We start from the raw sequence: 24,668 nt of genomic DNA on the forward strand, positions 1-24,668 counted from the left end.
CTCAACCGTTCAGCGCTAATGACAGCGCGCGTTGCTGCCGCTGCTGGCGACGAATCGACAGCGCCAACATCAAGGCAAGCAGTAACACGCTGCCCCCTAAGAGCATGTCGAAACGGCTCGAGGTCGATGTTTGTGGCAAAACGCCCATTGGCTGCCAACCCAAGGGTAAATGCTGGCGCACCACCGCATCGCGGCTCATGGCATTGCTGGTGATGGGGGTTAAATCCACCGCGACCAAGCTGGTATAGGGGCTGACTAAGTGATAGTTGAGAGACAGCGCCGTGACCTGTTGTTTGACCTTGTCATCGTTAGCGCCGTTTTTACTCAGCTCTAAGGCCGCAATCTGTTTGCGCGCCCAGAGTAAATCGAGTCCCGCTGAGGATTGCGCTACATCAGTTGCGACATTGGCTTGCAAAGATAACGACTGTTGCCAGTTTTTATGGCCCTGACGACCGGAGATCACCAGTTCCTGAGGCTCACGAGGGTGGCGCTTTAGGCTGATCAATACCGGCTCACCACGGTAAAGATCGGGTATAGGTGAGGGCCAGTAATCAGGCACAGAACCATCGTCAAAGCGCACCTGCAAATCGGTCAGTACCGGATACTGGATTTTGGCTAACAACTGGCTGATCTTTTGCTCCACTTCATCCACATCACCAATGTAAGTAAAAGTACCGCGCCCAAGTTCAGCCGCACGCTGCATAAAATGCGAGTTTGGCGCCGAGCCAATGCCGACGGTGAAAAGACGGTTGTCGCCGATTTGATTGCGGATTAACTCAAATAGCGCCGACTCATTGCCGACGGAGCCATCAGTCATAAAGATCACTTGTCTTAGCGACTTATCCTCACCCGAAGCGGTATTAAACGCCTGTCTTGGCAGCGCGGCATTTAAGGCCTGCGCCATTTCAGTGCCGCCATCGGCCTGCAAACGATTCACAAACTGACGTGCCATGGCGAGATTAGTCGCAGTCGCGGGCAGTAGTGTTGGCGACAGTAAAGACACATCAGAGTTAAATTCGATAATGTTAAAACTGTCCTGTGGCCTTAAACCACGCAGCGCATAACGCAGGGCATTTTTTGCCTGAATGATGGAATCTCCCGCCATCGACCCCGAAGTATCAATCACTAAAATAAGCTCACGGGGCAAGTTCAGTTGTTCACTGGCCTCGACTTTGGGCGGCAGGACCATCACTAAGCTGTAGTTATCTGTATTGCTACTGTCATTAATACTGGCAGTTGAACCACTATCTGCACTCGCATTATCGTCCTGCGACACATGGGTTTTGCCCGCTTGGTTAAATACCCAAGCCACGGGACTACTGCCCTGCTTAAGACGCCATTGCAGCACAAAGTCACGATTGGCGGGCACGCGATTAGCCACGGCCGCCGTCAGTTGGCCCTGTTTTTCATCAATCGTAATGGGATGATACGGACTCACCACGGCGGATTTGTCCACACCTTCACCGAGCTTGACCTTAATATCGGCCTTGAGAACGGGATCCGCCTCGCTATCGGCATCGCGGATTGGGGCAATAATCCGGTCGGCATCGAAGACTTGGCTGCTGGTCACGCGCTCACCATTGTTTCCGCCTAGCGTTAAGCCTGGGATATAGCGCGGCGCAACCACCAGCGGAAAACGTAGGCTAAAGAGACCATCTTCATAATGAATGGTTTCTTGATAGCTGATTTCGACCACCAACTCCTCATCGGGAGCGAGGTTGGTGACTTCGGTCGTGAACATATTGGGCCGTTCTTGGCTGACTAGACTGGCGCGTTTCCCTTCGGCTTTGGCCTGCTCAAAAATCTGTTTTGCTTGCTGCTTTGGGTGAATTTGACCTTCGATGATCCGCTCTCCAATGTGCAAACGCAGTGAGTCCACCGCCGCCTCATTGGGTAAAGGGAACAGATAACGGCCATTGAGGACAAATCCCGTTTGGTTACTGAAAACCTGCTTTACGCTCACCCTATTGGTCAGCCCCGAGACCTGCATCGACACTTGCGTGTCCACGGGTAATGACGGCATTAAACGGCCGCTGGCGGTTTGATACACCAGCATCCCTTGGGTGACATCGTCGAAACTAAACGCTGGCAATGTGCTCGCTGTGTGTTCATCGAAGGTCGCGGCAATATTTTGTGGCGCCGATAAGGTACCCACACTGTTCGGTGAGGCTAACACCGCAAATGGTAGCCCCCAACAAATAGAGGCGCCGATCACTAGCATCGCCAGTGTTTGACAAACTTCTTTTACCCTTTTCCCTGTGATCATCACAAAGGCTCCTGATCTTGATTGAATACGATTGATATTGTTGAATTATTCGGTCACACGGCTCGCCATCAGCCCTTGGTTAGGCTGCATGGTCAGAGTGACTCGACGATCGAACACATCGGATTCACTATCTTGCTGATCATTGAGTGGCATTCTGGCGCCGAAGGCTTGGGTGGTGATCCGCTCAGGGGCTACGCCTTGCTTAATCAAATATCCCCGCACTTCTAACAAACGTTGCTCCGAGAGCGCTTGGTTGTAGGCCAGATCACCGCGACGGTCGGCATAACCTTTCAGCTCGAGATTGGACTCGCTCGAGCGCTTCATCACCTTGGCGACATTGTCTAATTGGGGCAAAAAATGGCTTTCAAGCTCCGACGAGCCAGTACGAAACTGCACATTCATACCCAGCGCCAACTCACTTAACAGTTGTTGTTGCTCGGCGAGCAGTTCATCCAGTTGCTTTTGGGTTGAGGCGTATTCGGCGGCGCGTTGCTCGCTGGCCTGTTGTTTGGCCGATATGCTCGCCAGTTGTTGGCGCTGCAGGGCAATATGCTGTTGCTGGGTTTTAACCGTGTCGGTATCGGAGACCGATTGGCCAATTAAGGTACCGGTAAATCCACCGATAATGGCGCCAACGGGGCCACCTACTAGGGCGCCAAGTAACGCTCCGCCGCCAAGACCGATAAGCGCTTCGCCATCATCCTCATCTTGCTCAAGCATCTCAGTCTGTGGCTCTGAGAGCACAGGTTGATTTTGCAAGGAAACCCTTGCCGATACGCTAGCGATGGGCGCGGCGAGTACACTCAGTACCAAGATATTAATCAGCGTCTTTTTCATCATCTCATTCCTTTTGATTTGTGCAGCGCTTACCCGCCTAAGTCATTAGCGCGGCGGGTAAAACGGAATGAGCTTATTAAACACAAGCGCCATGGCATAAGCGGGGATGGAAAATGGCAATGCGACTATCAATTGTGGCAACAAAATGGCAATTGCATTTGGGAGCTTTTCTCAGAAATAAATTCCTGTATAGTCACGAAAACTTATCCCCAGACACTTAGTCCCAGCAGTCAATAGGAAGATGGCTAATGAAACGTATCGCCATTGTGGAAGATGAAGCGGCCATTCGCGAAAATTACAAGGATGTGTTGCAGCAACACGGTTACAGTGTGCAAACCTATGCCGACAGGCCATCTGCCATGTTGGCGTTTAATACCCGTCTGCCAGATTTAGCCATTATCGATATTGGCCTTGGCAATGAGATTGACGGCGGTTTTATGCTGTGTCAGTCCCTGCGTGCCATGTCGAACACATTGCCAATCATCTTCTTAACCGCGCGGGATAGCGATTTTGATACTGTGTGCGGCCTGCGTTTAGGCGCCGATGATTACCTGAGCAAAGAAGTGAGCTTCCCCCATTTGACCGCGCGTTTAGCCGCGCTGTTTCGCCGCTCAGAGCTAGCCACCAGCCAAACGCCGCAGGAAAATTTACTGGAGCGCGGACCGCTTACTATCGACGCCAATCGGATGCAGGTTTCTTGGAACCAGATCCCGATTGAACTCACAGTCACCGAATTTTGGATGGTGCACGCCCTTGCTAAGCACCCAGGGCACGTCCGTAGCCGCCATGAGCTGATGCAGGAGGCGAAGATTTTTGTCGATGACAGCACTATTACTTCCCATGTGAAGCGCATACGTAAGAAGTTTATGGCCGCCGCGCCCGAATTTGATTGTATTGATACCGTTTATGGCATGGGCTATCGCTGGGATAGCCTAGCCTAAACCATGCCAAGTAGCAGATTAGCCAGCATTCTATGACACGTTTTCCCTTCGGTCTTCGCACTAAAGTTATTGGCCTCAGCCTGTTTTTACTCTGCCTACCTTGGCTGGGGTACCAATATGTGTGGGAGATGGAAAAATACCTGCGCCACGGTCAGGAACGCACCTTAGAGGGCACCACCCAAGCCTTAGCGACCGCCTTGCACGAGCGCCCCAAGCTGTTCGACGGTCAAGCCAGCTTTTTAAAGCAGGTTGAAAAGAGTCGCGATCTCTATGCTTACCCCTTAGCGGGCGCGATTCTGCTCGATGGCAAACTCAATGAATGGCAGGAATATCAGCACAGATTTATTCAGTACGGTGAGGCCAATCTCATCATGCGCGCCGATCCCAGCACGCCGCTCACCTTGAGTTTTACCCATATGGTGGGTCAGTACGATGGTTATCTGTATGCCTTTTTTCAGGTGGTCGATCCCAATGTGGTGTTTCGCGGCAAGAATGCCTTAAGCGTTGATAGAAACGATCACCTGTCGATTGCGACTCTTGCCCCCGACAATAAATTTAAACGCTATATCGTGGCCACAACTCAGCCCGGCTGGATCAGTGCCTTCGAGCTGCCCGCTAACCCTAAGCAAACCGTGCCCGTAACACCCGAAGTCCGGATTCAAGGACAATGGGCCACCACGGATGTGGGCTACAATATCGAGCTGCGTATCCCCTTAGATATGGTGGGCAGCAAACTGGGATTTGCGATTTCCGATGTCAATGACAGCAAATACCGCGATGTGACAGCGGTTGTCGGCACCTCCGCCTTAGATACCGTCGACAAACTCGGTACAGTCCTAGTGCCATCACCCGAAATTGAAAATATTATCAAAGGCATGAGCCACTACAGTTCACGAATTTGGGTGGTCGATAAACACGGTCGCGTGCTCGCGAAGTCTGGCGATATCCGTGACAGCAACAGTGTGTGGACGCGCACCCTCGATGATGAAAACAGTAACTCGATGTGGCAACGTTTTCAGCGCGACTACCTGCACCCGCTCTACTATAAAATCCTTACCAAACCACCGAAGGATTTTATCGATTCCCTGCAAGACTCAACCGAACTCGACGGCAGCCATATTCAAAAGGCGCTCGCGGGACAACAAAGCTCGACCTGGCGGCTTACGCCGGACAATAAAGCAGTGGTGCTGGCGGCCGCCAGCCCCATTTGGATTGATAACAATGTGATGGGCGCCGTGGTGGCCGAAGAAACCACCCACGGTATTCGCACCCTGCGTAACCGTGCGCTGGAAAAACTGTTTAACGTGATCCTGACCATTATGAGCATGGGCACCTTAGCATTGTTTTTCTTCGCCTCGAGTATTTCCAATCGTATCCGCAAACTGCGCGATGAAGCCGAGAATGCCATCGACAGCCAAGGCCGCGTGCGGAACCATTTAAAAGCCTCCAAGGCGCGGGACGAGATTGGCGACTTATCCCGTAGTTTTGCCAGCATTGTCGGCCGTTTGGGCCAATACACCCATTATTTAGAGAATATGTCGTCGCGCCTGTCCCATGAGTTACGTACGCCGGTGGCCGTGGTGCGCTCCTCTTTAGAGCACTTAAATCTGCAAACCTTAGATAAGGACACCCAAAAGTACGTCGACCGCGCCCAAGAAGGGGTGAGCCGATTAAGCATGATTTTAAACAACATGAGTGAGGCGACGCGCCTTGAGCAGAGCCTTACTCAGGCCGATGTGGCTAAATTCCCACTGTCCCAAGTGGTGAGCGGCTGTATGCAGGGCTATCAAATGACCTACCCTGAGCAGCAATTTAGCGTCAAAGTGCCCGAGCAACCTTTGATGATGCAGGGCGTGCCTGAATACATCGCCCAATTGATGGACAAACTTATCGCCAATGCCATCGAGTTTTGCCATCAAGGTAGTGCGATAGAAGTCACCCTCACCCAAGTTGGCAAACAAGCCACTTTGCTTATCAGTAACTTAGGACCACAGTTGCCAGTGGATATGTCGGAGCAGATCTTCGACTCCATGGTTTCGGTGCGGATCAATCAAGCCCAAGACAAACCTCACCTAGGCTTAGGTTTGTATATTGCACGGCTCGTGACCGAGTTCCATCAGGGTAAAATTTTGGCCCGCAACCGCAGCGAAAACGATGGGGTCGATATTCTGGTCACCCTACCGCTGAGCTAATCCACGCTCTGCAACTTGAGGCAAACTCATCTGTTTGCCTCCTGCCATTTTCACGGGCAGATGCTAAGATGACGGCCATCACAATGGATAACAACATAAAAACTGACTCGCCAAGGTAAGCCCTATGACAGATAAACATCAGCTAGCCACCCAAATCGTCAGCGTCGGTCGAGATAAAAAATGGACCAAGGGCGTGATTAACCCGCCCGTATTTCGCGCATCGACCATAGTATTCGACACAATGGAAGACATGCGTCACGCCGCCAAAAACAAAACCAATGGCGAAATGTTTTATGGCCGCCGCGGTACCCCAACCCATTTTGCGTTTCAGGCGGCGATCAGTGAGCTCGAAGGTGGCGCAGGTACGGCGCTGTATCCCTCGGGTGCGGCGGCGATTAGCGCGGCTTTGTTATCGTTTTTACAGGCGGGCGATCACCTGCTGATGGTCGACAGTGTGTACGAGCCAACCCGCGATCTCTGTAGCCATATTCTGGCGGGCTTTAATATTGAGACCACCTATTACGATCCCCTGATTGGTGAAGGTATTCGCGCGCTTATTCGCCCCAATACTAAGGTGCTGTTTTTAGAGTCTCCCGGCTCCATCACCATGGAAGTGCAGGACGTCCCGACCCTATGCCGTATCGCCCATGAACATGGAATGGTGACCATTCTCGACAACACTTGGGCCTCACCAATCAATAGCAAGCCCTTTGAGATGGGTGTCGATGTGTCGATTCAAGCCGCGACCAAATATATCGTCGGTCACTCTGATGTGATGATTGGCACCGCGACCGCTAACGAAAAGCACTGGCCGCAGCTGCGTGAGCGCAGTTATTTATTGGGGCAAACGACTTCCCCCGACGATGTGTATCTCGCTACGCGCGGATTACGCACCCTTGGCGTGCGCATGGCGCAACATGAGAAAAATGCTCTTAAAGTGGCTAACTGGTTGAAAACTCGCCCCGAGGTTGACCATTTACGTCACCCCGCCTTCGATACCTGCCCGGGACATGAGTTCTTTAAACGCGACTTTAGCGCAGCCAACGGTCTGTTCTCCTTCGTGTTAAAGCAAGGGGATCAGGAGGCGGTGACCGCGCTCGTTGAAAATATGCAGCATTTTAAAATGGGGTTTTCTTGGGGCGGTTATGAGAGTCTGATCCTAGGGATTTTCGGGATTGAAAAAATCCGCAGTGCCACTCAGTGGGATGCAAGCAAGCCATTGATCCGTGTGCATATTGGCCTAGAAGATCCCGATGATTTAATTGCCGATCTCAGCGCAAGCTTCGATCGCTTTAATGCCGTACTCGCCGCCAAGGCTAAATAAAGCTTAAACAAATTATGTGAAAACAACGAAGGCGGGAGCTTACTCGCCTTTATTTTGCCCCGCCTTAGTTGTGTCCCACTATCGTATTACTTCGGCTTCAATTCACCTTTGCTATTTGGGCTGCGCCGCACTTATTGCGGGGTCAATCCACGCCTGAGAACCATACAAAGGCACGGTCGATAAGGCATGTTTGTGGCTGCCATTGGTCTCTTTGGTCGAATAGGATAAATACAGCAGGGTTTGATTGGGCGCATCGTAAATTCGGCGCACTTTTAAGCTCTTAAATAAGATACTTAAGGATTCGGTAAAGACCACTTCACCGTGTTTGCTCTTATCGATGTTAGCAATATCGGCGGCGGAAATCGGCCCCGTTTGACGACAACTAATGCCCATATCCGAAGGATCGGCAAAATCGAGGTTCGCTTCAATACGGCTAATATGGCAAGTGACCCCAGGGATTTTAGGATCCTGCTTGGCATCGATAATCACATCTTTAGTAGTAAATAACCCAAGGCTCACTTTACCTACGTCATCGCCGCAGCCTGTGAGTAGCGTCCCCGCCAGCGTCACGGCCAGCAAAGACATTAAAGCCTTATTGACTCTTTTCATCTGTTTATCCTTATTCATCATCCTTCCCTATTGAGCAAAACACTTTTGTGCCCAGCGCGTTAATCCCGCCGTCACCGAACCAAAGTGGTCACCGACGACCACTGGGGTTTCGGGATAAAGGCTAGTGATTTTAGCGTAAATCGCGGGGCTGCGCGCGGTGCCGCCCGTCACATAAATCACATCGGGTTTGCACTCTAGACTATCGGCATCCACGGACAACTCCTCTGGCGCTAAACCATTGCCCGCAAGACTCTTTGCCGCCTGAGTCAGCGCTTGGTGCATCAACGCCTCAACCTTGGTGAGCGAAGGCTCAATCGCCGTTTCAAACCCCGTGCGGCTCACTTCTGCCTGAAGTGATGCTTCAATAAAGTCCAGCGCACTCTGCGTCGTTTGCGCCTCAGACAGGGCAATTTTGGCGCGCTCGGCTAGTCGTACAATTTGGTAGCTTAACTGTTGTTGCTGCACTTTGAGCAATCTTTTTAGCAGCTGCGGCTGCTCGGCCTCTTTAATGAGTTCATCAATCAGCTTGCGAGTGCTTAGGGTGGCAAACTCACGCTGAGCGCTAATATCGTTGACGGCGACGGCATTCCAAAAGGGATTGCTCGGCATTGGCTTACCGTTGCTCATTAGCGAACCTAAACCAAAGTGCGGCATAAAGGCATTCATCGCCAGCGCAATATCCAAATCATTCCCGCCAATCCGCTGGCCGCTGTGGCCGAGGCAATCGGCACTGCGATCGAAACTTGCCTGATGCTTTGGCCCCATTTTGACCACGGAGCAGTCGGTCGTACCGCCACCCACGTCGACCACCAGCACGGTTTGGTCGGCACTGAGACTCGCCTCATAGTCCATCCCCGCAGCCAGTGGTTCGAACAGAAATGCCACATCGACAAACCCCGCCCGTTTCGCGGCTAAGGTTAAAATGGCCTCGGCTTGGCGGTTGCTCTCTTCACCACCAATGCCTTGAAAGTTCACAGGGCGACCAATCACCGCATGGGTAATGCTTGTCTCTCCCTCTGATGCGACGCCCTTTTCAGCGAGTACGGCTTCGGCACGCACTTTAATGTGCTGCATCATTAAGGTGACTATGTCTTCAAACAGGGCGACTTGTTCGGGTCTCAGGCCCGTTGCCCCTAAGAAGGATTTTGGCGAACGGACATAAAAACCTTCTTCCGGCATTTCAAGATAAGCTGCCACGGCCTGCTCACCTACAAATACCGCTTGGGTTTCGGCATCGAGATCTAATTCATGACGCACCATACGGGCGCGGCTCAATTGCGCGGCGCGCTTCTTGGCATAATCCGCTTTCAACGCCTGCGGCAAGCCACGGTAAACGGCCTCGGCAATAAGCTCTCTATCCATTGCATACACAGTGGAAGGTAAATAGGCTGAATCGCTCGATAAGGGTAACAGTGAAACTTCATCTCCCTGCATGATCCCAACGGCACAGTTGGCACTGCCATAATCAAATCCGACAAACATCCGCTTACCCCTACAGTCAAACCACAATCAAAAAGCCGAGCAAGGTAACACAGTTTGCCCCAATCCCAAAGGAAGCCCCGCACAGTTCCCCTGCTTTACCTTGTAAATTTGCGGCTAAATGCAAGTTCATTTTAAAGTCACATTTCTGTCACACTTGTCATCAATCTGACATATTCAGCTCGTATCTTTGAGCGCATATCACTTTCGCCTGAAGGGGAAATGGTCTGTAAATCCCTTCATTTTTCAGTAGCAAATCTGATTGCACTCCGATGGATGAATGCTATTGTATATTGCGCCATGACGCTTGCTTAAAGGAGCTGTGCAGTGTCCCCGAATACCGATAAACTGTCGATCGATAAAGAAATCTCTTGGTTGTCATTCAACGAGCGGGTGCTGCAGGAGGCCTGTGATCCCAATGTGCCTATCGTGGAGCGGGTGCGCTTTTTAGGCATATTCTCCAATAATATGGATGAGTTCTTCCGGGTGCGGGTGGCCGCGGTCAGACGATCAATTCTGCTCTCTGCGCTGCAGGAAGGTCGCAGCAATAGCCGCCATCTAATGGCCAAAATTCAGACCAAAGTCATGGCATTGCAGGAACGTTTCGACAGCATTTACGTCGAGCTGATGCGTGAGTTAGTCCGTCGCAATATTTTGTTAATCAACGAAAAACAATTAAGCGAGTTCCACAGTAACTGGCTTAAAAAACATTTTCGCGATCACTTTAAACGCCATATCGCGCCGCTTATCGTCAACAACAATCGCGACCTAGTGAAGCATATCAACGACGACGCCACCTATCTGTGCGTGTGTTTATTCACTAAATCCCGCAGACAATATGCCCTCGTGGAAGTGCCCACTAAAAATGTGCCGCGTTTCATCGAGTTACCCGCCGAAAAATCGAAGGCGAAAAAATACTTGATCCTGCTGGATAACATTATTCGCCACTGTGTGGACGACCTATTTGGTCCCTTCTTCGAGTACGAAGCCATTGAAGTCTATTCGATGAAGCTGACCCGCGATGCCGAGTTCGATATTACCGACGAACTTGAACAAACCCAGCTCGAGAAAATGACTAAGGGTTTGAAAAAACGCCTGACCGCCGAACCCGTGCGTTTGGTGTACGACAAAGAAATGCCCGAGCACATGCTCGAAATGCTAAAAGAAAATTTAAACATTAGCTCGACTGAGTGTTTGATCCCCGGCGGGCGTTACCACAGCTTTAAGGACTTTATCGGCTTCCCTAACCCTAGCCGTGATTACCTCGAAAACGAAAAATTGCCCGCGCTCAATAGCTCGGGCTTTGGCCGCAGCGCCAACAGTTTCGATGCGATCAAGATGGGCGATATTATGGTCAACTACCCGTACCATAAGTTCTCCCACTTTACCGAAATGGTGCGTCAGGCCGCCTACGATCCTGCGGTGCGTTTTATTCGGATCAACCTTTACCGTGTTGCGAAAAAATCCCATGTGATGCAATCGCTTATCGATGCGGTGAAAAATGGCAAACAAGTTACCGCCGTGATTGAGCTGCGAGCGCGCTTTGACGAACAATCCAATATTGAGTGGACGCGGGTGCTCGCCGAGGCGGGGGTGAAGGTCCACCATGGGATCACCAGCTTAAAAGTGCACTCTAAGTTGTGTTTGATTGGCCGCGAAGAGCAAGGCGAGATGAAACTCTATTGCCACGTGGGTTCAGGCAACTTTAATGAAGGCACGGCGCGGGTCTATACCGACTTATCGCTATTTACCGCCAATCAGGAAATCGCCCGCGAAGTAGAGCAAGTGTTCGACCTAATTGAACATCCTTACCGCCGCGATAACTTCCAGCATTTGATTGTGTCGCCCTATGATGCGAGACAAAAACTAACCCATTTGATCGATAACGAAATCGTTAATGCCCAGAGCCATATTAAGGCGGCGATTACCTTAAAATTGAATAACCTGCTCGATGAGTCCTTAGTCCAAAAGCTTTACGAGGCCTCGGCTGCGGGAGTCAAAATCAAACTGTTGATCCGCGGTATGTGCTCGCTTATTCCACAAATTCCGGGGATCAGCGACAACATCGAGATCTACAGTATTGTAGACCGATTTTTAGAACATTCGCGGGTGATGCTGTTTCACGCCGGTGGTGAAAATAAATTATTTATCAGCTCCGCCGATTGGATGAGCCGCAACATAGATAACCGCGTCGAAGTGAGTGTGCCTATTTATGATCCGCGTCTAAAACAAATGGTGATGGATATTTTATCGTTACAGTTCAATGACAACACTAAGGCGCGCATCATCAATAAGGAGCAGAGCAATCCTTATCGTAACCGCGGTAATAAACGTAAAGTGCGTTCTCAAATTGCCATTTATCAATATCTGATTAATTATGAGAAGCGGTTGCAGCAAGAATTTAGCGCCCAGCGCGAAGCCGCAAAGCTTGAAGCTGAGCAAGCGCAGGAACTTGCCCACAATCCCGAATTACAGGCCAAAGCCAGCTAATGCTGGCTTTATCATCGTCTCGATTGCCTAAGGATAATCCGATTGGTTGCCACACATTCACAACCGCGACACTTTGTCGCTATCGACATGGGCTCGAACAGTTTTCATCTGGTTATCGCCCGTGAGCAAGACGGCAGCTTGCAAATATTGCACAAAGAAAAACAACAAGTTCAGTTAGCGACAGGCCTCAATGCGCAGAACATCCTCAGCGTGGATGCTATCGAGCGCGGCCTCAATTGCCTGCGGGACTTTAATCAGCGTTTTTCCAACCTCGATCAAGCTCAGGTACGTTTAGTCGCCACTCACACCCTAAGGGTGGCCAAAAACCGTGAGCAGTTTATTGAAGCGGCGCTCAGCATAATGCCCTATCCGGTGGAGGTGATTTCTGGCCACGAAGAAGCGCGCCTTATCTATAACGGCATTGCCCAAAGCCAAGTGCTTGGTAAACGCAATATAGTGATCGACATTGGTGGCGGCTCGACCGAAGTGGTTCTCGGGCAAAAAAATACCCCCACCCATTTATCGAGCCTGCGCTGTGGCTGCGTGAGTTTTAACGAGCGGTTTTTTATCGATGGCCAAATCACGCCAGCCTCATTTCGCGGAGCCCAAAGCGCCGCCGATAAACAATTTGCCTCGCTCTCAAAGGAATATTTCAGCGGCGAGTGGGACTTAGTGCTTGGTAGCTCAGGCACAGTCAAAGCCATTTGCGAAGCGATTCAGGAAGATCATGGCGATGAAATCGTCACACTCGCCCGTCTCAAACAATTAAAGCTGAAACTGATTAAGTGCGGACACATCAGCCAAGTGCAATTTGCTAATGTCGATGATAAACGCACGCCACTCGTACCCGCAGGTCTTGCAATATTAATCAGCTTTTTTAGGCGCTTACCCATTGAGCAATTGGAGTTTAGCCCGGGCGCCCTGCGTGAAGGCGTACTCTACGAATTAGCAAAAATCGGCCAATATCAAGATATTCGCCACCGAACAGTTGAAAGCATCGCCCAGCTTTACCATGTGGATATGCCCCATGCGGCCAAAGTGCGGGACACCGCCATGGCGCTGTTTGAGCAAGTCGCCGATGAATGGGGATTAAGGCCCCATGCACGTTTGCTGTCCTACGCCGCCACCTTGCATGAGATAGGGCTGCACATTAACTCAAAGGCATTGCATAAACACGGCGCTTATATCATTAGCAACAGCGACTTACCCGGCTTTAGCGAGGCGCTGCAACAGGATTTAGCCAGACTGATTGCCAACCACCGTAAGAAACCCAATGAATTACTACTGGCCGAATTAGAACCTGGCCACAAACTCACCCTCATTCGTCTCGCCTGTCTGCTGCGTTTGGCGGTGTTAGTGCATTTAGGTCGAATTGCCAAAGCCCTAGTGCTTGAGAAAATCCAAGTGGTTCCAGATGGCCTCATGCTAGTGCTACCCAGCCATAAACGTAAAATCAGTTTGTTTATGAAAGATTTGCAGCGTGAACAAAAACAGATGGCGGCTTTAGGGATGCAGCTGCGTTTAGTCTCTAGCCTTGGGCTGAATCAGGATAAAAATCTCGAGGAAAAAGACGACACACTGAACGCCGTCGCCAGCTAATCTGTTCGTCCTTTCTCATCCCTTCTAATCCTTCATCCCTTAGTGCCGTTAACGCACTAAGGAATGAAAGACTCTCCAATTACTTATCCCCTTTCCCGTGGTGCGCTTCGAGCTTATCCAGTTCACAACCGCAACGATTACAATAGGTGGCATCGAGATCGTGGCCCATCTTATGACATTGATTGCAGGAGCGCAGATCTCTGTGCCGGCCCACTTCTTGGGAGATTTCCGCGGTTAAAATCCCCGTTGGGATCGCAATAATCGAATAACCCAGCAACATAGTAAAAGCCGCAATCGCTTGACCTAATTCGGTTTTCGGCGTGATATCGCCGTAACCCACAGTGGTGATTGTCACAATTGTCCAATAGACGGATTTGGGAATAGAGCTAAAGCCATTCTCAGGGCCTTCGACCACATACATCACGGCGCTTAACACCATGATGATTAAACTCACCGAGAAGAAAAACAGAAACACCTTGCGGCTCGACTGCAACATGGCCTTGAGCAGCAGATTACCTTCGCTTAAATAGCGTAGTAATTTCAGTACCCTAAAGATCCTAAAGAGGCGCAGCACCCTGATCACTAAGGTGAAATTCGCCCCAGGAATAAACAGTGCCAGATAACTCGGCAATACTGACAATAAATCCACTAAACCGTAAAAACTGCGGGCATACAACACAGGATGGGTCGCGCAGTACAACCTTAAACCATATTCAATGGTAAAAATCAGTGTAAACACCCACTCAAAAACGCGAATGATGTGCCCATAATCTTGGTGAACCGCTTCGACCGTATCGAGAAACACCAGCGCAACACTCAGCACAATACAGACCATTAAGCCGATATCGAAGTAGCGCCCTGCGGGCGTATCTGTGCCAAAAATAATAGTGCGTAGCTGGCGTTTTAATGGGCTTTCGGTGTCTGGTTTTTCAGGCGACAGATCTGACATAAGGGAAAACTTCCTTGCGATAAAAAGCGTTATCTTTTCCAAATCCCCAAAGTCTGCCATGCAATTGCCACTAGCTCAAAATTATCTACTCACATAGACATAAAATTGCGGTATGATGCGCGAAAAACCTATATCTGCGTCATTTTTAGAGGAAGACATGCGCGTACCCCTACTCACTAAAACAATTACTGTGGCCATGACTCTCGCCGCACTGATTTCACCCCAAGTGCTCGCCTCATCGGGTATAGGTAAAGTCGATTTAGTGGTGATCACTAAGTCTGAGTCCAATATGGCGCTGTTAAGGGACGGCAAAATCCTCAAGCAATATCGTATTGCCATGGGTGACTTGCCGACGGGCCACAAGTTAACTGAAGGCGACCAACGTACGCCGCAGGGCCGTTATATTCTGGACTATAAAAAATCCGATAGCGCCTATTACAAGTCGATCCATATTTCTTATCCCAATGAAGAAGATAAGTTAAGAGCCAAGGCGCTGGGGATCCGCCCGGGCGGCATGATCATGATCCACGGCCAGAACCCACGTTCACCTCTCTCGCCCGAGCAGGCACAGCAATACAACTGGACCGACGGTTGTATCGCCATTACCAACGCCGAGATGGATGAAGTGTGGAAAGCCGTCGATGAAGGCACGCCCATCGAGATTTGGCCCTAAGCGCTAAGCTTGATTAGCCTATGCGACTCAACGCCCAGTCAAATGGGCGTTTTTATTTGTATTCCCCGCTTTAAGGATGTTTTATGTCAACAATCACGACAGAGGCTGCGGTATTCGGCTACGCCACCTTAGAACAGACATGGCCAGAGTTTGAGGCGAAGATCCTCACGTTTCTTGGCAAATTAGGCTTAGCGGACAAGGCGCTGCATTGCGATCATGTTGCCCTGAGAGTGAACAGCATCGCAGCTGCCGACGCGCTCAAGCAGACCTTTAGCGCACGCGGGCGGATCATCTCGGATAATCAAATTAATGGCCGCACGATTCTTATCATCGAACTGGATAAGCCCTTAATATTAGGTAGCTTTAACATTGATTGTGTCGAACTGCCCTATCCCAGCGATACCCTCTATCCACAAGAAGGCTGGGAACATATCGAACTGGTACTACCATCGACGGCACAGGACTGCGACGGCCTAAGCCAAGAACTGGCTCAGTTGAGTCCATCACTTGTGCCCTTACTCCAAGGGCAAGCAGCACCCTCAACCGCAGCGCCGATTAAAGTGAAATTCAGCTCGCCCAAGGGTGATAAAGAACGCTTAGCCAACCCCACCATTGCCTTTAAACAAGCGGATGTCTGTATCAAAATTCACCCGCACAGCATTAAAGCAGTTATCGCCAGCGAACAGGACTAAAGGAAACAGCAATCTATGTGCGCTCCTTCTCGCAGGGAGTGTGAGCCCCATATCAAATACTGACAATCGCTTGCATAAAACAGGCAGTTTGAGAAAAAGTCAGCAACAATAAAGGGGAAAATAGTCTAGTTTATGACTATTAACGCTTTGATTCACCACTAGGTTTTATCGAGTTTTGTGTTATCGACCACGGGAATGCCAGCAGGCTTCCCGTGATATCCATAAGGACGCAGCGCATGAAACCCCACAAGCATGAAGCACAGCTACTCAAACTCGCTTTGGAAATTGGTATCGGCTACGCCAAAAAACGCGGTTTTGATGACTTTGACAAGGGTGTGTCACCCAAGGATAAAGTGGAATGTATTTATCGGCTGTTAGTGACCGATAATTTGATCCAACCCTTAGCCAAAGATAAGGAGGATGGCCCAAATATGAAGCACAAGCTGGTTCTGTGGATCATCCGCCATCTGCCGACTGATCACCCGTTATTGCAATAAGCGCTCAAACATAAAAACAGGGCGCCAATGATTGGGCGCCCTGTGTGGAAATAAGAGATAGACGCGGGAGTTACTTGGCGACTTTTTGCGCTTTTTGCGCCGCCAGTACAGTCGCCATAGATGGCACTATGGTTGTCGGATCGAGGCGCATTTGAAACCAGTTCACACGCCAATCTAAATGTGGGCCATTCGCTCGGCCTGTCGCGCCGACTTCTGCCACGGCTTGGCCTTGCTTAACGGTTTCGCCCGCATTGACATAGAGTTTGCTTAAGTGCAAAAAGCTTGAACTCACGCCATAGCCATGATCGATGATCATAGTGCCGCCCGAGTAAAACATATCGGGAACCGACAGGCTGATCACGCCATCGGCAGGCGCGACGACCACAGTACCGGTTTTCGCAGCGACATCCACACCAAAATGTGGGTTGCCAGGCACATCGTTATAAATCCGCTGACTACCATAGACACCCGAGATCCTGCCGGTTAATGGCCAAATAAACGACTGTAGAAATGCCGTTTGCTCGCTAAAAGTGCCACGGGCCGCTTTCACCTGCGCCGTATCTTTAGCCGCTCGCTCCTGCGCCACTGGATCGGGCTTCATGATCTTATTGCTGATGCCCTTAACGCTCTGAATATTGTATTCGCGCTTAGTGACACTGAGCGGTTTGACTTCGGTTAAGCCATCGGGATAGACCAAGCGTAGTTCTTGGCTCAGCTGCGCATCCCTATCAAAACCAAAGGCAAAATGGCCGTCTGGCGTTACTTTTAAAGCCTCACCGTTAAGACTTATCTGCGTGCCCGCCGGCGCTTTACCACGAATTAACGCGCCCTGCTCAAATTGCCCTTCAAAGCTCACCTGCGCCTGAGCCGATAAGCTAAACAGGCTTAAGAGCGACAAGACTGCCGCCTTACAACTAAGCGATGGTGTATTCGGTAAAGTTTTTAACAACTTAGGTAGGGCATTGGGTACGGCGTTCAGCATCTTCTCAAAAATCCTTATTCAAACAATAACGCCCTAAAGATTAGGGCGTTATAAAAAAATCGACAGGGTTAATTGCCTTTGCTCACTATGGCACCTTTACCCACACCTTCGTAGGCAATCACAGTAAATTGGCTCGATGGCACTTTTGCTACTAACGTGGTCGCCATATAGTCGGCCAGCAATTCAACCGTGGTATCGTGCGGGATCAAATCACAACATTCCTTGGGCATGGCCAGTTGGAAATCCCCCTGCGGCGCTTGATAGTGGAAACCATAATGGCTGTCATCACTGATCCGCGTTTGTGGCGATAGGTTTAAGGTCTTCACTGACACTAAATCCTCCTCGCTACCGAGGTAGATATCGTGCCAACGCTTGGCCCAATATTCATCCCATTTCGGTGCCGGAATACCGTTTTCAAACACTTGAACCGGGCTGCGATGACCATGGGCAATCCGCTGGCAATTGCCATCGTGTTTACGTAAACCATGGCTGTAATGATAGTAAGGCGAATTGAGGATCTCATGCCTTAAGGTGAGGCTAATACCTTCAACATTATCGGGCAGAGTTTCCCGCAGTGCTTTTTGTAAAAAGGCGTTAACGCTTGGAATATCAATCTGTTCAGATGGAACGAGTGCAAAGGCTTGAGAAGGACAAGCTAAGTGGATCTCACCGAGCGCGCTATCGAAATCCATCCATACCCGATCGCCCTGTTGCTGCCAACGCACACCACTGTAGGCGGTCGGTACCAATAAACGATGATCGGCCACCGCATCAATTGTCTGCTTGATGGTTCGTTTCACTTTAGCGAAATCGAGCACCATATTTTGCTCGTCTAGGCCGCCTTCTAATACCACATCGACAATCCAGCTTTCCCCTACCATGCCACGCTTGGGGCAAAGATAGGAAAAATCGATCACGGTTAAATCTTTTACAAACAGTTGCATTGACTCTCCTCGGCAGAAAAACAGTCCGCCTTAATAGGGATTGCGCCACTTAGCGATGGCCGAGCACGCTCACTTGGCCTTATACCAAGCTTACCCAAACAGTAAATAAGGATTCTAATCAATTCTGCCTCGCCCCGCGACAAATGAATCCGCTGTTAGGCGCTTTTTATCTGGATGACACAACAAATGCACAAGCATCGCACATGAGTTAGTCAATTCGCTGGCTAATTCAATGACTGAGCGAGCAAAACGCAAAATGCACTTATGTCACTCGCCCCGCCCAACAACGCGGAAAAATCTCGATAAAGGCGTCAAGGATGCCATCACTGAGCTAATAGCGATGAATAGACAAGCGTAAATCCAAGCTGGTTAATAGATACTCGCGATTAGCAGATAAATTGCTAAACGAAACACCATTCACCCTACCGAGATAATCAAACAAAAACAGCGAATTAGCTCACAAAAACCTAATCCACAACTGCGATAGACCCAATCGAAACAAGGCGTTATCCCTAAGGCGATTAAGCCGTTAGTATCGCCCTATAAACCATACATAAAGCAAGGTTAATAAGGGAGAGACCAGATGATAAAACTCACCGCTATCGCGATCAGTATTATGGCCATGTTAGGCGGACACTACGCTGTTGCTGCCGAACCGATTGAAGTAATTACCCCAGCTAAAATCACCGAGCCAGAAAAAGTCGAGCTGGGTAAGATGCTCTTTTTCGAACCCAGACTGTCGAAATCAGGCTTTATCTCCTGTAACTCTTGCCACAATCTTTCTACTGGCGGCGTGGATGCCCTGCCCACATCGATTGGCCACCATTGGCAAGAAGGTCCAATTAACTCCCCAACCGTGCTGAACGCCGACTTTATGCTGGCGCAATTCTGGGATGGCCGTGCCAGCGACTTAAAAGAACAAGCCGCAGGCCCGATTGCCAATCCAAAGGAAATGGGCTTTACCCATGAACTTGCTACCGAAACCATTGCCTCCATGCCCGCATACCGTGCGCGCTTCGCTAAGGTTTATGGCGATGAAAAAGTCGATATTGACCGTTTAACCGATGCCATTGCCGCCTTCGAAAAAACCTTAGTCACGCCGAATAGCCCATTCGATCAATATCTATTAGGTAAACAGGATGCGATTAGTAGCGAAGCCAAAGCCGGTTACCAACTGTTTAAGGACAAAGGCTGCGTCAGCTGCCATAACGGCCCTGCGGTTGGTGGCACTATGTTTATGAAGATGGGCCTCATCAAACCATTCCACACCAATAACCCTGCCGAAGGGCGTAAAGGCGTGACAGGCAAAGAAGCCGATAAATACGTGTTTAAAGTACCGACGCTGCGTAATATCGAGCTCACTTATCCCTACTTCCACGATGGCAGTGTTTGGACGCTCGAAGAAGCGGTAAATACCATGGCGGATATTCAGTTAGGCCAAAAGCTCACCGACAAAGAAACTAAGGAGATGGTGGCCTTCTTAAATTCGCTCACGGGTGAACAGCCGCAGATCGCCCTACCAATCCTGCCACCATCGAATAAAGCGACGCCACGTCCTGTGCCATTTGCGGCAGCTTCCAAATAGGTCGAGCTAAGCGACGCTTCAGATAAGTCGCTTACGCGCAAAAGTTAAAGGCCGAGGATTCATCCTCGGCCTTTTTGTTTAAAGCTTGATGCTAAAAAACTAACGCTTAAAGCTTAGGCGATATTATCCAAGGCGGCTTATTCGCCCTTAAGACGTCTATCTAACTGATCTTTTAAGTTAGCGGGCACGCCTTTAATCAAGAGCGTGTCGGAAATCGGATCGTAAATCACCCGCTGACCTAAATGGCCACCGTCGAAACTAATAGTGACGCCGCCACCGGTACCCGAAAACTTCTTCAATTGTCTTAAGGTCGATTTATCGGCGGGGAATTCTTCATCCAGCTCATAGCTACCGCCACGGGCAAAGTCATAAAACGACTCCATACCTTGGTCGGCGAGTTCATCGGCTAAATCTTTGATCTCAATGTCAGCGCCTTCATCGAAACGCTCGGAGCAATACTCAAACACTTTGTTACGGCATTGCTGACGTTCTTCTTTGGTCAGATCGCTGCTGGCAACAAAATCTTCCACCGCATTCATTAGGGTCTTATTTTGCGCCTTGGTATTTACGCCTTCGACACAGCCCATAAAGTCGAGGAAAAAGTCCGCCACCTTACGGCCTGCTCGACCACGGATAAAAGAGATGTATTTGCGGGAGTCCTTATCGGCCTGCCATTCGGTAAGATCGATACGCGCCGCTAATTGAATATTGCTTAAATCTAAGTGGTTGTTTTGCGACAGTTCCATATCATCGAGAACCGTCATCGATGATTTGGCACTGAGCAGCGCCACAAACAAAAAGTCACTCGCCATGCTGGTATAGCAGGACATCAACAGGAATCCGCCTTGGCTAAAATCATATTTTGCCAACTCTTCCTGCAACAACTTACTGGCTTGGCCGGTAAATTCGACGAAGCCTAAATCCCCTGCACGGTATTCCTGCAACGCATTCGAAAAAGCAGGATTGGCTTCACCGTCATCACCATGGATACCAAAATAGCCAAATCCTTTGCCGGATTTGCTGGTATAGGTCTGATGCAATTCTTCCAGCATCATCTCGACAGCCTGACTGTTCAGCAGAGGTTGAGGACGTAAACGGCAGCGTAATTGCCCCTGACTGTCCTGGGAAATCTCGTGAATAATTGCTTGTTCGATGTTAATACTCATAAGCCCTGATAGTGATGCTGGAATAAATCCGCTATTATATGCCGCTAATCCATTCCAAAGTGAAACATTTTTTGATTATGGCAATCCAATCGAAATACTCAAACGCACAAGTTGAATCATTAATCGCCGAGATTTTAGCGGTACTCGAAAAGCACAAAGCCCCTACTGACTTAAGCCTGATGGCGCTGGGCAACTGTGTCACTCACCTGCTCGAGCGCAAAGTGCCAAGCGAATCTCGCCAAGCGGTCGCTGAACAATTTGCAAAAGCACTCGCACAATCGGTGAAATCCAATTAAGTTAGTCGAGTAACAATCGTTAAAACAACATAAGATACAACGTCTTTTAGGAATAAGCGGATCACTATGGTCGAGCGAAAAAAGCAAATGAGCCGCGATCGCGTGTCACGACTCATCAACTGGGGACATTGGTTCGCCTTCTTTAATGGCCTGTTGGCCATGATTGTCGGCACACGCTATCTGAGCAGTGTGGGTTATCCCGAAACCTGGTTTGGCTGGGGCTACCTCGCCGTCAGCACCATTGGCCAGTTCAGTTTTCTTGCTTTTATCGCCTACTTGATCTGCCTATTCCCGCTAACCTTAATCTTGCCTTATTCCAAGATTTTAAGGGGTTTAGCGGCAGTTATCGCCACCTTAAGCCTGTGTATCTTATTGTATGACACCATAGTGTATGCCGATTATGGCATGCACTTGAGCCCCTTCGCCTTTGACCTAGCCTGGGCCGATTTAAATGCCCTGCTCCACGGTACCTCTTATATTGTGACGCCGATTGCCATTTTGGTGATTGAGCTAACGGCGGCTAACTTCCTGTGGAAACGGATTGAGAAAATCCAAAAGCTGAATCTTGGCAATAAGGTTATTACCCTGATTGGGGTGTGTTTTGTCAGCAGCCATTTGATCCATATTTGGGCCGACGCGGCCGATATCACCGAAATTACCCGTTTCGATGATACTTATCCGCTGTCGTACCCTGCCACTGCGCGCTCCTTTATGGAAAGTCATGGGATTGATGGCTCTTCACAATCCGATGATGAAGCCAATCATGCGACCAGCACGCTCAGTTACCCCACGCAGCCACTACAATGCCAAGCCGACAGCAAACCCAATGTGTTAATGCTGACCATCGACAGCCTGCGTGCCGACATGGTGGACGCTAAAACCATGCCGTTTTTGCATCAGTATACTGAGCAGAATCAGAGCTTTACTCAGCATTACAGTGGCGGCAATCAATTTAGAACCGGCATGTTCTCCCTGCTCTATGGCCTGCAAGGCAGCTATGGCGATGCGCGCATCTTCAATAGCACTAGCCCCATCATGACCCAAAGCTTTAGACAGGCGGGTTACCAACTTGGCTTATTTATTCCCGAAACCAATCTGAATTTACGCTCGGCGCAGGCCATGTTTAATGACTTTACTCCCGTCATCGCCAAAGAAACCAATGGCAGTGCCGATGCGGATTTACGCAGCGTAGGCCACTTTAAGCAATGGCAAAGCGAGCAACAGAGCCCATGGTTCGCCCTCGTTAACCTGAAGGCGCCAGAGAATTTTGATACCCCAGTCGGCTTCCTCGGTATCGAAACCGTCAAGGCCGATGCGAATTTGAAACCGGCCCAAAAGGTGCTGTTTAACCAATATCGCCAATCGTTGAATTTTATTGATAAACAAATCCAAGCGATAGTGAGTGAGTTGCCGAGCGACACCTTAGTGGTGATCACTGGTGTCAACGGCAAGATATTCACCAGCAACAGCGATGAAGCCCAGCGCAATTTGTCTCCCGAGAGTGTCAGAGTGCCTATGGTCATTCATTGGCCGAATGTCGGTGCCAGTAAGGTTAAATATCGCACGAGTCACTATGGCGTAGTGCCTACCTTGATGACCCATATCTTAGGTTGCACCAATAACACCACGGACTACAGTGCGGGCCGTAGCCTGCTGCAACCGAGCCAAGAAACTTGGATTTACATCGGTGACAGTCGCATTTTTGCTATCTACCAACAGTCGGAAATCACCGTCATCGACCGCCATGGTAAATACCGCATTTACGATGAAAACTTTGAGCACAGACTGCATAAGAAGATGAGTGCGCCCGAGCTTATCCAAGTGATGCGAGAAGGCCGTCGCCTCTACAATCACTAAGCAGAGAGTCAATAAGCGAGCAAATCGTTCAGGCCGTTATAGCTCCCAGTAATGCTTGGGTTTAAACGAGAAAAATAAACAATAAATAAAAAGCCCCACTTCATCGCGGGGCTTTTTATTTGGCTAAGAACTAGCTCAATCTATGGATGATTCCACTTTCACGGTGGAATAACGCTCTAACCAATGGGCGTAAGAGGAAGGTAACACCCAAGATGGACGCGAAACCTTTAAGGTTTGCGCGGCTTGATAGGGCCAGTGAGGGTTAGCCAAGAACGCTTTACCTATCATGACTAAATCCATTTGCTGATCTTGAATCGCTTGCTCTGCGTGGTGGGGATTATCCATGCCCCAAGAAGTTGCCACCGGGAAACCCACTTCACGACGTACTCGCTCGGCAATAGGCGCCAAAAAGGCCGGGCGCCAAGGAATATTGGCCGTGGGTGTTGAAAAACAAATACTGACGTTAAGCATATCGAGGCCTGCGCGCTTAAATTGCTTCACCAAGGCGATGGATTCACTCAGGGTTTGCTCGTCTTTATCATCAAATTCAATCACACCAAAGCGCGCCGTTAATGGCAAATGTTCAGGCCAAACCGCCCTCACCGCCTCAACCGTCTCGATAAGAAAACGGCCTCGCCCTTGTGCATCACCACCGTATTCATCGGTTCTTTGGTTGGCATAGGTCGAGAAGAAGCTTTGCGCTAAATAGCCGTGGGCAAAGTGCAACTCTAACCATTCAAACCCAGCGGCGAGCGCCCGCTTGGCCGCCGCCACAAAATCGGCTTTCACACGTTGAATATCGTCAATCGTCATGGCTGTCGGTACTTTGCCCAGGTTAGCACCAAATGCCACGGCCGATGGCGACAATGTTTGCCAGCCTTGCTCACCCTCAATATGGTCATCCCCTTCCCAAGGAATGTTGGCACTGGCTTTGCGACCAGCATGGGCGATTTGGATCCCCGCCACCGCGCCAGCCCCTTTAATCGCCGAGGCGATGTTAGCTAAACCAGCCGCTTGTTCCTCATTCCACAATCCTAAGCAGCGCGGGGTAATCCGACCCTCTGGCGATACGGCGGTCGCCTCAACCACAACCAAGCCTGCACCGCCGCGAGCTAGGCTAGTGTAATGCACTTGGTGCCAATCGTTACTCAGCCCGTCGTGAGCCTGATACTGACACATAGGTGCCACGGCAATACGGTTTTTAAGCGTGATATCTTTTAATCTGAAAGGAGAAAATAGCTGGGTCATCTGACAGTCCTAACCATGGGTTAACTAGATGAGGACAGACTA

At 49.9% G+C, this 24,668-nt stretch carries 20 protein-coding genes; 11 read left to right on the forward strand and 9 right to left on the reverse strand.

Annotated features, from left to right (window positions below; translation table 11 throughout):
* Position 1: 1 nt before the first annotated feature.
* Together N5E87_RS12280 and pdsO are read right to left on the reverse strand one after the other, a co-directional pair.
* Positions 2 to 2,266 (reverse strand): marine proteobacterial sortase target protein, encoded by a 2,265-nt coding sequence (locus tag N5E87_RS12280; protein WP_086904206.1) that lies wholly within the window; start codon positions 2,264 to 2,266, stop codon positions 2 to 4.
* Positions 2,267 to 2,311: 45 nt separating this feature from the next.
* Positions 2,312 to 3,106, reverse strand: coding sequence for a sortase-associated OmpA-like protein PdsO (gene pdsO / locus N5E87_RS12285; protein WP_086904207.1), 795 nt, complete (start codon positions 3,104 to 3,106; stop codon positions 2,312 to 2,314).
* Between the two features lie 245 nt (positions 3,107 to 3,351).
* Between pdsO and pdsR the strand changes: the two genes are divergently transcribed.
* The 3 genes from pdsR (at position 3,352) to N5E87_RS12300 (ending at position 7,560) form a co-directional block, all read left to right on the forward strand.
* Positions 3,352 to 4,044: a proteobacterial dedicated sortase system response regulator gene (gene pdsR, locus N5E87_RS12290; protein ID WP_011622965.1), complete on the forward strand. Its 693-nt coding sequence runs from the start codon at positions 3,352 to 3,354 to the stop codon at positions 4,042 to 4,044.
* A gap of 32 nt (positions 4,045 to 4,076) precedes the next feature.
* Positions 4,077 to 6,236 carry a proteobacterial dedicated sortase system histidine kinase gene (pdsS, locus tag N5E87_RS12295; RefSeq protein ID WP_086904208.1) on the forward strand — a complete coding sequence of 720 codons (2,160 nt, stop codon included), beginning with the start codon at positions 4,077 to 4,079 and terminating at the stop codon, positions 6,234 to 6,236.
* Between the two features lie 124 nt (positions 6,237 to 6,360).
* Positions 6,361 to 7,560: a cystathionine beta-lyase gene (locus N5E87_RS12300; protein ID WP_086904209.1), complete on the forward strand. Its 1,200-nt coding sequence runs from the start codon at positions 6,361 to 6,363 to the stop codon at positions 7,558 to 7,560.
* Positions 7,561 to 7,671: 111 nt separating this feature from the next.
* On the opposite strand, the gene N5E87_RS12305 is transcribed toward N5E87_RS12300, so the two are convergent.
* Positions 7,672 to 8,169 (reverse strand): CreA family protein, encoded by a 498-nt coding sequence (locus tag N5E87_RS12305; protein WP_083757983.1) that lies wholly within the window; start codon positions 8,167 to 8,169, stop codon positions 7,672 to 7,674.
* Positions 8,170 to 8,196: 27 nt separating this feature from the next.
* Complete coding sequence (gene yegD / locus N5E87_RS12310) at positions 8,197 to 9,651, reverse strand: molecular chaperone (RefSeq protein WP_086904210.1); 1,455 nt, start codon at positions 9,649 to 9,651, stop codon at positions 8,197 to 8,199.
* 324 nt (positions 9,652 to 9,975) lie between these two features.
* Between yegD and ppk1 the strand changes: the two genes are divergently transcribed.
* Positions 9,976 to 12,138: a polyphosphate kinase 1 gene (ppk1, locus tag N5E87_RS12315; RefSeq protein WP_086904211.1), complete on the forward strand. Its 2,163-nt coding sequence runs from the start codon at positions 9,976 to 9,978 to the stop codon at positions 12,136 to 12,138.
* Positions 12,139 to 12,180: 42 nt separating this feature from the next.
* Positions 12,181 to 13,737, forward strand: coding sequence for an exopolyphosphatase (gene ppx / locus N5E87_RS12320; protein WP_086904212.1), 1,557 nt, complete (start codon positions 12,181 to 12,183; stop codon positions 13,735 to 13,737).
* A gap of 79 nt (positions 13,738 to 13,816) precedes the next feature.
* Here the strand turns inward: ppx and N5E87_RS12325 are convergent, their stop codons facing one another.
* Positions 13,817 to 14,686 (reverse strand): ion transporter, encoded by an 870-nt coding sequence (locus N5E87_RS12325; protein ID WP_086904213.1) that lies wholly within the window; start codon positions 14,684 to 14,686, stop codon positions 13,817 to 13,819.
* Positions 14,687 to 14,843: 157 nt separating this feature from the next.
* On the opposite strand from N5E87_RS12325, the gene N5E87_RS12330 reads away from it, so the two are divergent.
* The 3 genes from N5E87_RS12330 to N5E87_RS12340 all read left to right on the forward strand — a co-directional run bounded on the left by N5E87_RS12330 (position 14,844) and on the right by N5E87_RS12340 (position 16,548).
* Positions 14,844 to 15,359: a L,D-transpeptidase family protein gene (locus N5E87_RS12330; RefSeq protein ID WP_086904218.1), complete on the forward strand. Its 516-nt coding sequence runs from the start codon at positions 14,844 to 14,846 to the stop codon at positions 15,357 to 15,359.
* 83 nt (positions 15,360 to 15,442) lie between these two features.
* A complete protein-coding gene (locus N5E87_RS12335; protein WP_086904214.1) occupies positions 15,443 to 16,051 on the forward strand; it encodes a VOC family protein in 609 nt (202 codons plus the stop codon).
* Between the two features lie 236 nt (positions 16,052 to 16,287).
* Entirely contained in the window at positions 16,288 to 16,548 is a 261-nt protein-coding gene (locus N5E87_RS12340; RefSeq protein WP_011626406.1) for a DUF5062 family protein, read from the forward strand.
* Positions 16,549 to 16,618: 70 nt separating this feature from the next.
* On the opposite strand, the gene N5E87_RS12345 is transcribed toward N5E87_RS12340, so the two are convergent.
* On the reverse strand, positions 16,619 to 17,530 hold the full coding sequence (locus tag N5E87_RS12345; RefSeq protein WP_176370353.1) for a M23 family metallopeptidase: 912 nt from the start codon (positions 17,528 to 17,530) through the stop codon (positions 16,619 to 16,621).
* Positions 17,531 to 17,598: 68 nt separating this feature from the next.
* A complete protein-coding gene (locus tag N5E87_RS12350) occupies positions 17,599 to 18,474 on the reverse strand; it encodes a 6-carboxytetrahydropterin synthase (protein WP_086904215.1) in 876 nt (291 codons plus the stop codon).
* A gap of 583 nt (positions 18,475 to 19,057) precedes the next feature.
* Here N5E87_RS12350 and N5E87_RS12355 point away from each other — a divergent pair.
* Entirely contained in the window at positions 19,058 to 20,059 is a 1,002-nt protein-coding gene (locus N5E87_RS12355; RefSeq protein WP_086904216.1) for a cytochrome-c peroxidase, read from the forward strand.
* Between the two features lie 137 nt (positions 20,060 to 20,196).
* Here the strand turns inward: N5E87_RS12355 and yejK are convergent, their stop codons facing one another.
* Positions 20,197 to 21,225: a nucleoid-associated protein YejK gene (gene yejK / locus N5E87_RS12360; RefSeq protein WP_011622980.1), complete on the reverse strand. Its 1,029-nt coding sequence runs from the start codon at positions 21,223 to 21,225 to the stop codon at positions 20,197 to 20,199.
* A gap of 77 nt (positions 21,226 to 21,302) precedes the next feature.
* Between yejK and N5E87_RS12365 the strand changes: the two genes are divergently transcribed.
* Together N5E87_RS12365 and N5E87_RS12370 are read left to right on the forward strand one after the other, a co-directional pair.
* Positions 21,303 to 21,521, forward strand: a complete 219-nt coding sequence (locus tag N5E87_RS12365) for a YejL family protein (protein WP_011622981.1) — start codon at positions 21,303 to 21,305, stop codon at positions 21,519 to 21,521.
* A gap of 66 nt (positions 21,522 to 21,587) precedes the next feature.
* Positions 21,588 to 23,378, forward strand: coding sequence for a DUF3413 domain-containing protein (locus N5E87_RS12370; RefSeq protein ID WP_011717356.1), 1,791 nt, complete (start codon positions 21,588 to 21,590; stop codon positions 23,376 to 23,378).
* Positions 23,379 to 23,513: 135 nt separating this feature from the next.
* Here the strand turns inward: N5E87_RS12370 and N5E87_RS12375 are convergent, their stop codons facing one another.
* On the reverse strand, positions 23,514 to 24,626 hold the full coding sequence (locus tag N5E87_RS12375; protein ID WP_086904217.1) for an NADH:flavin oxidoreductase/NADH oxidase: 1,113 nt from the start codon (positions 24,624 to 24,626) through the stop codon (positions 23,514 to 23,516).
* Positions 24,627 to 24,668: the final 42 nt, after the last annotated feature.

The sequence above is a fragment of the Shewanella sp. GD03713 genome, assembly GCF_029843705.1.
GTDB lineage: Bacteria > Pseudomonadota > Gammaproteobacteria > Enterobacterales > Shewanellaceae > Shewanella.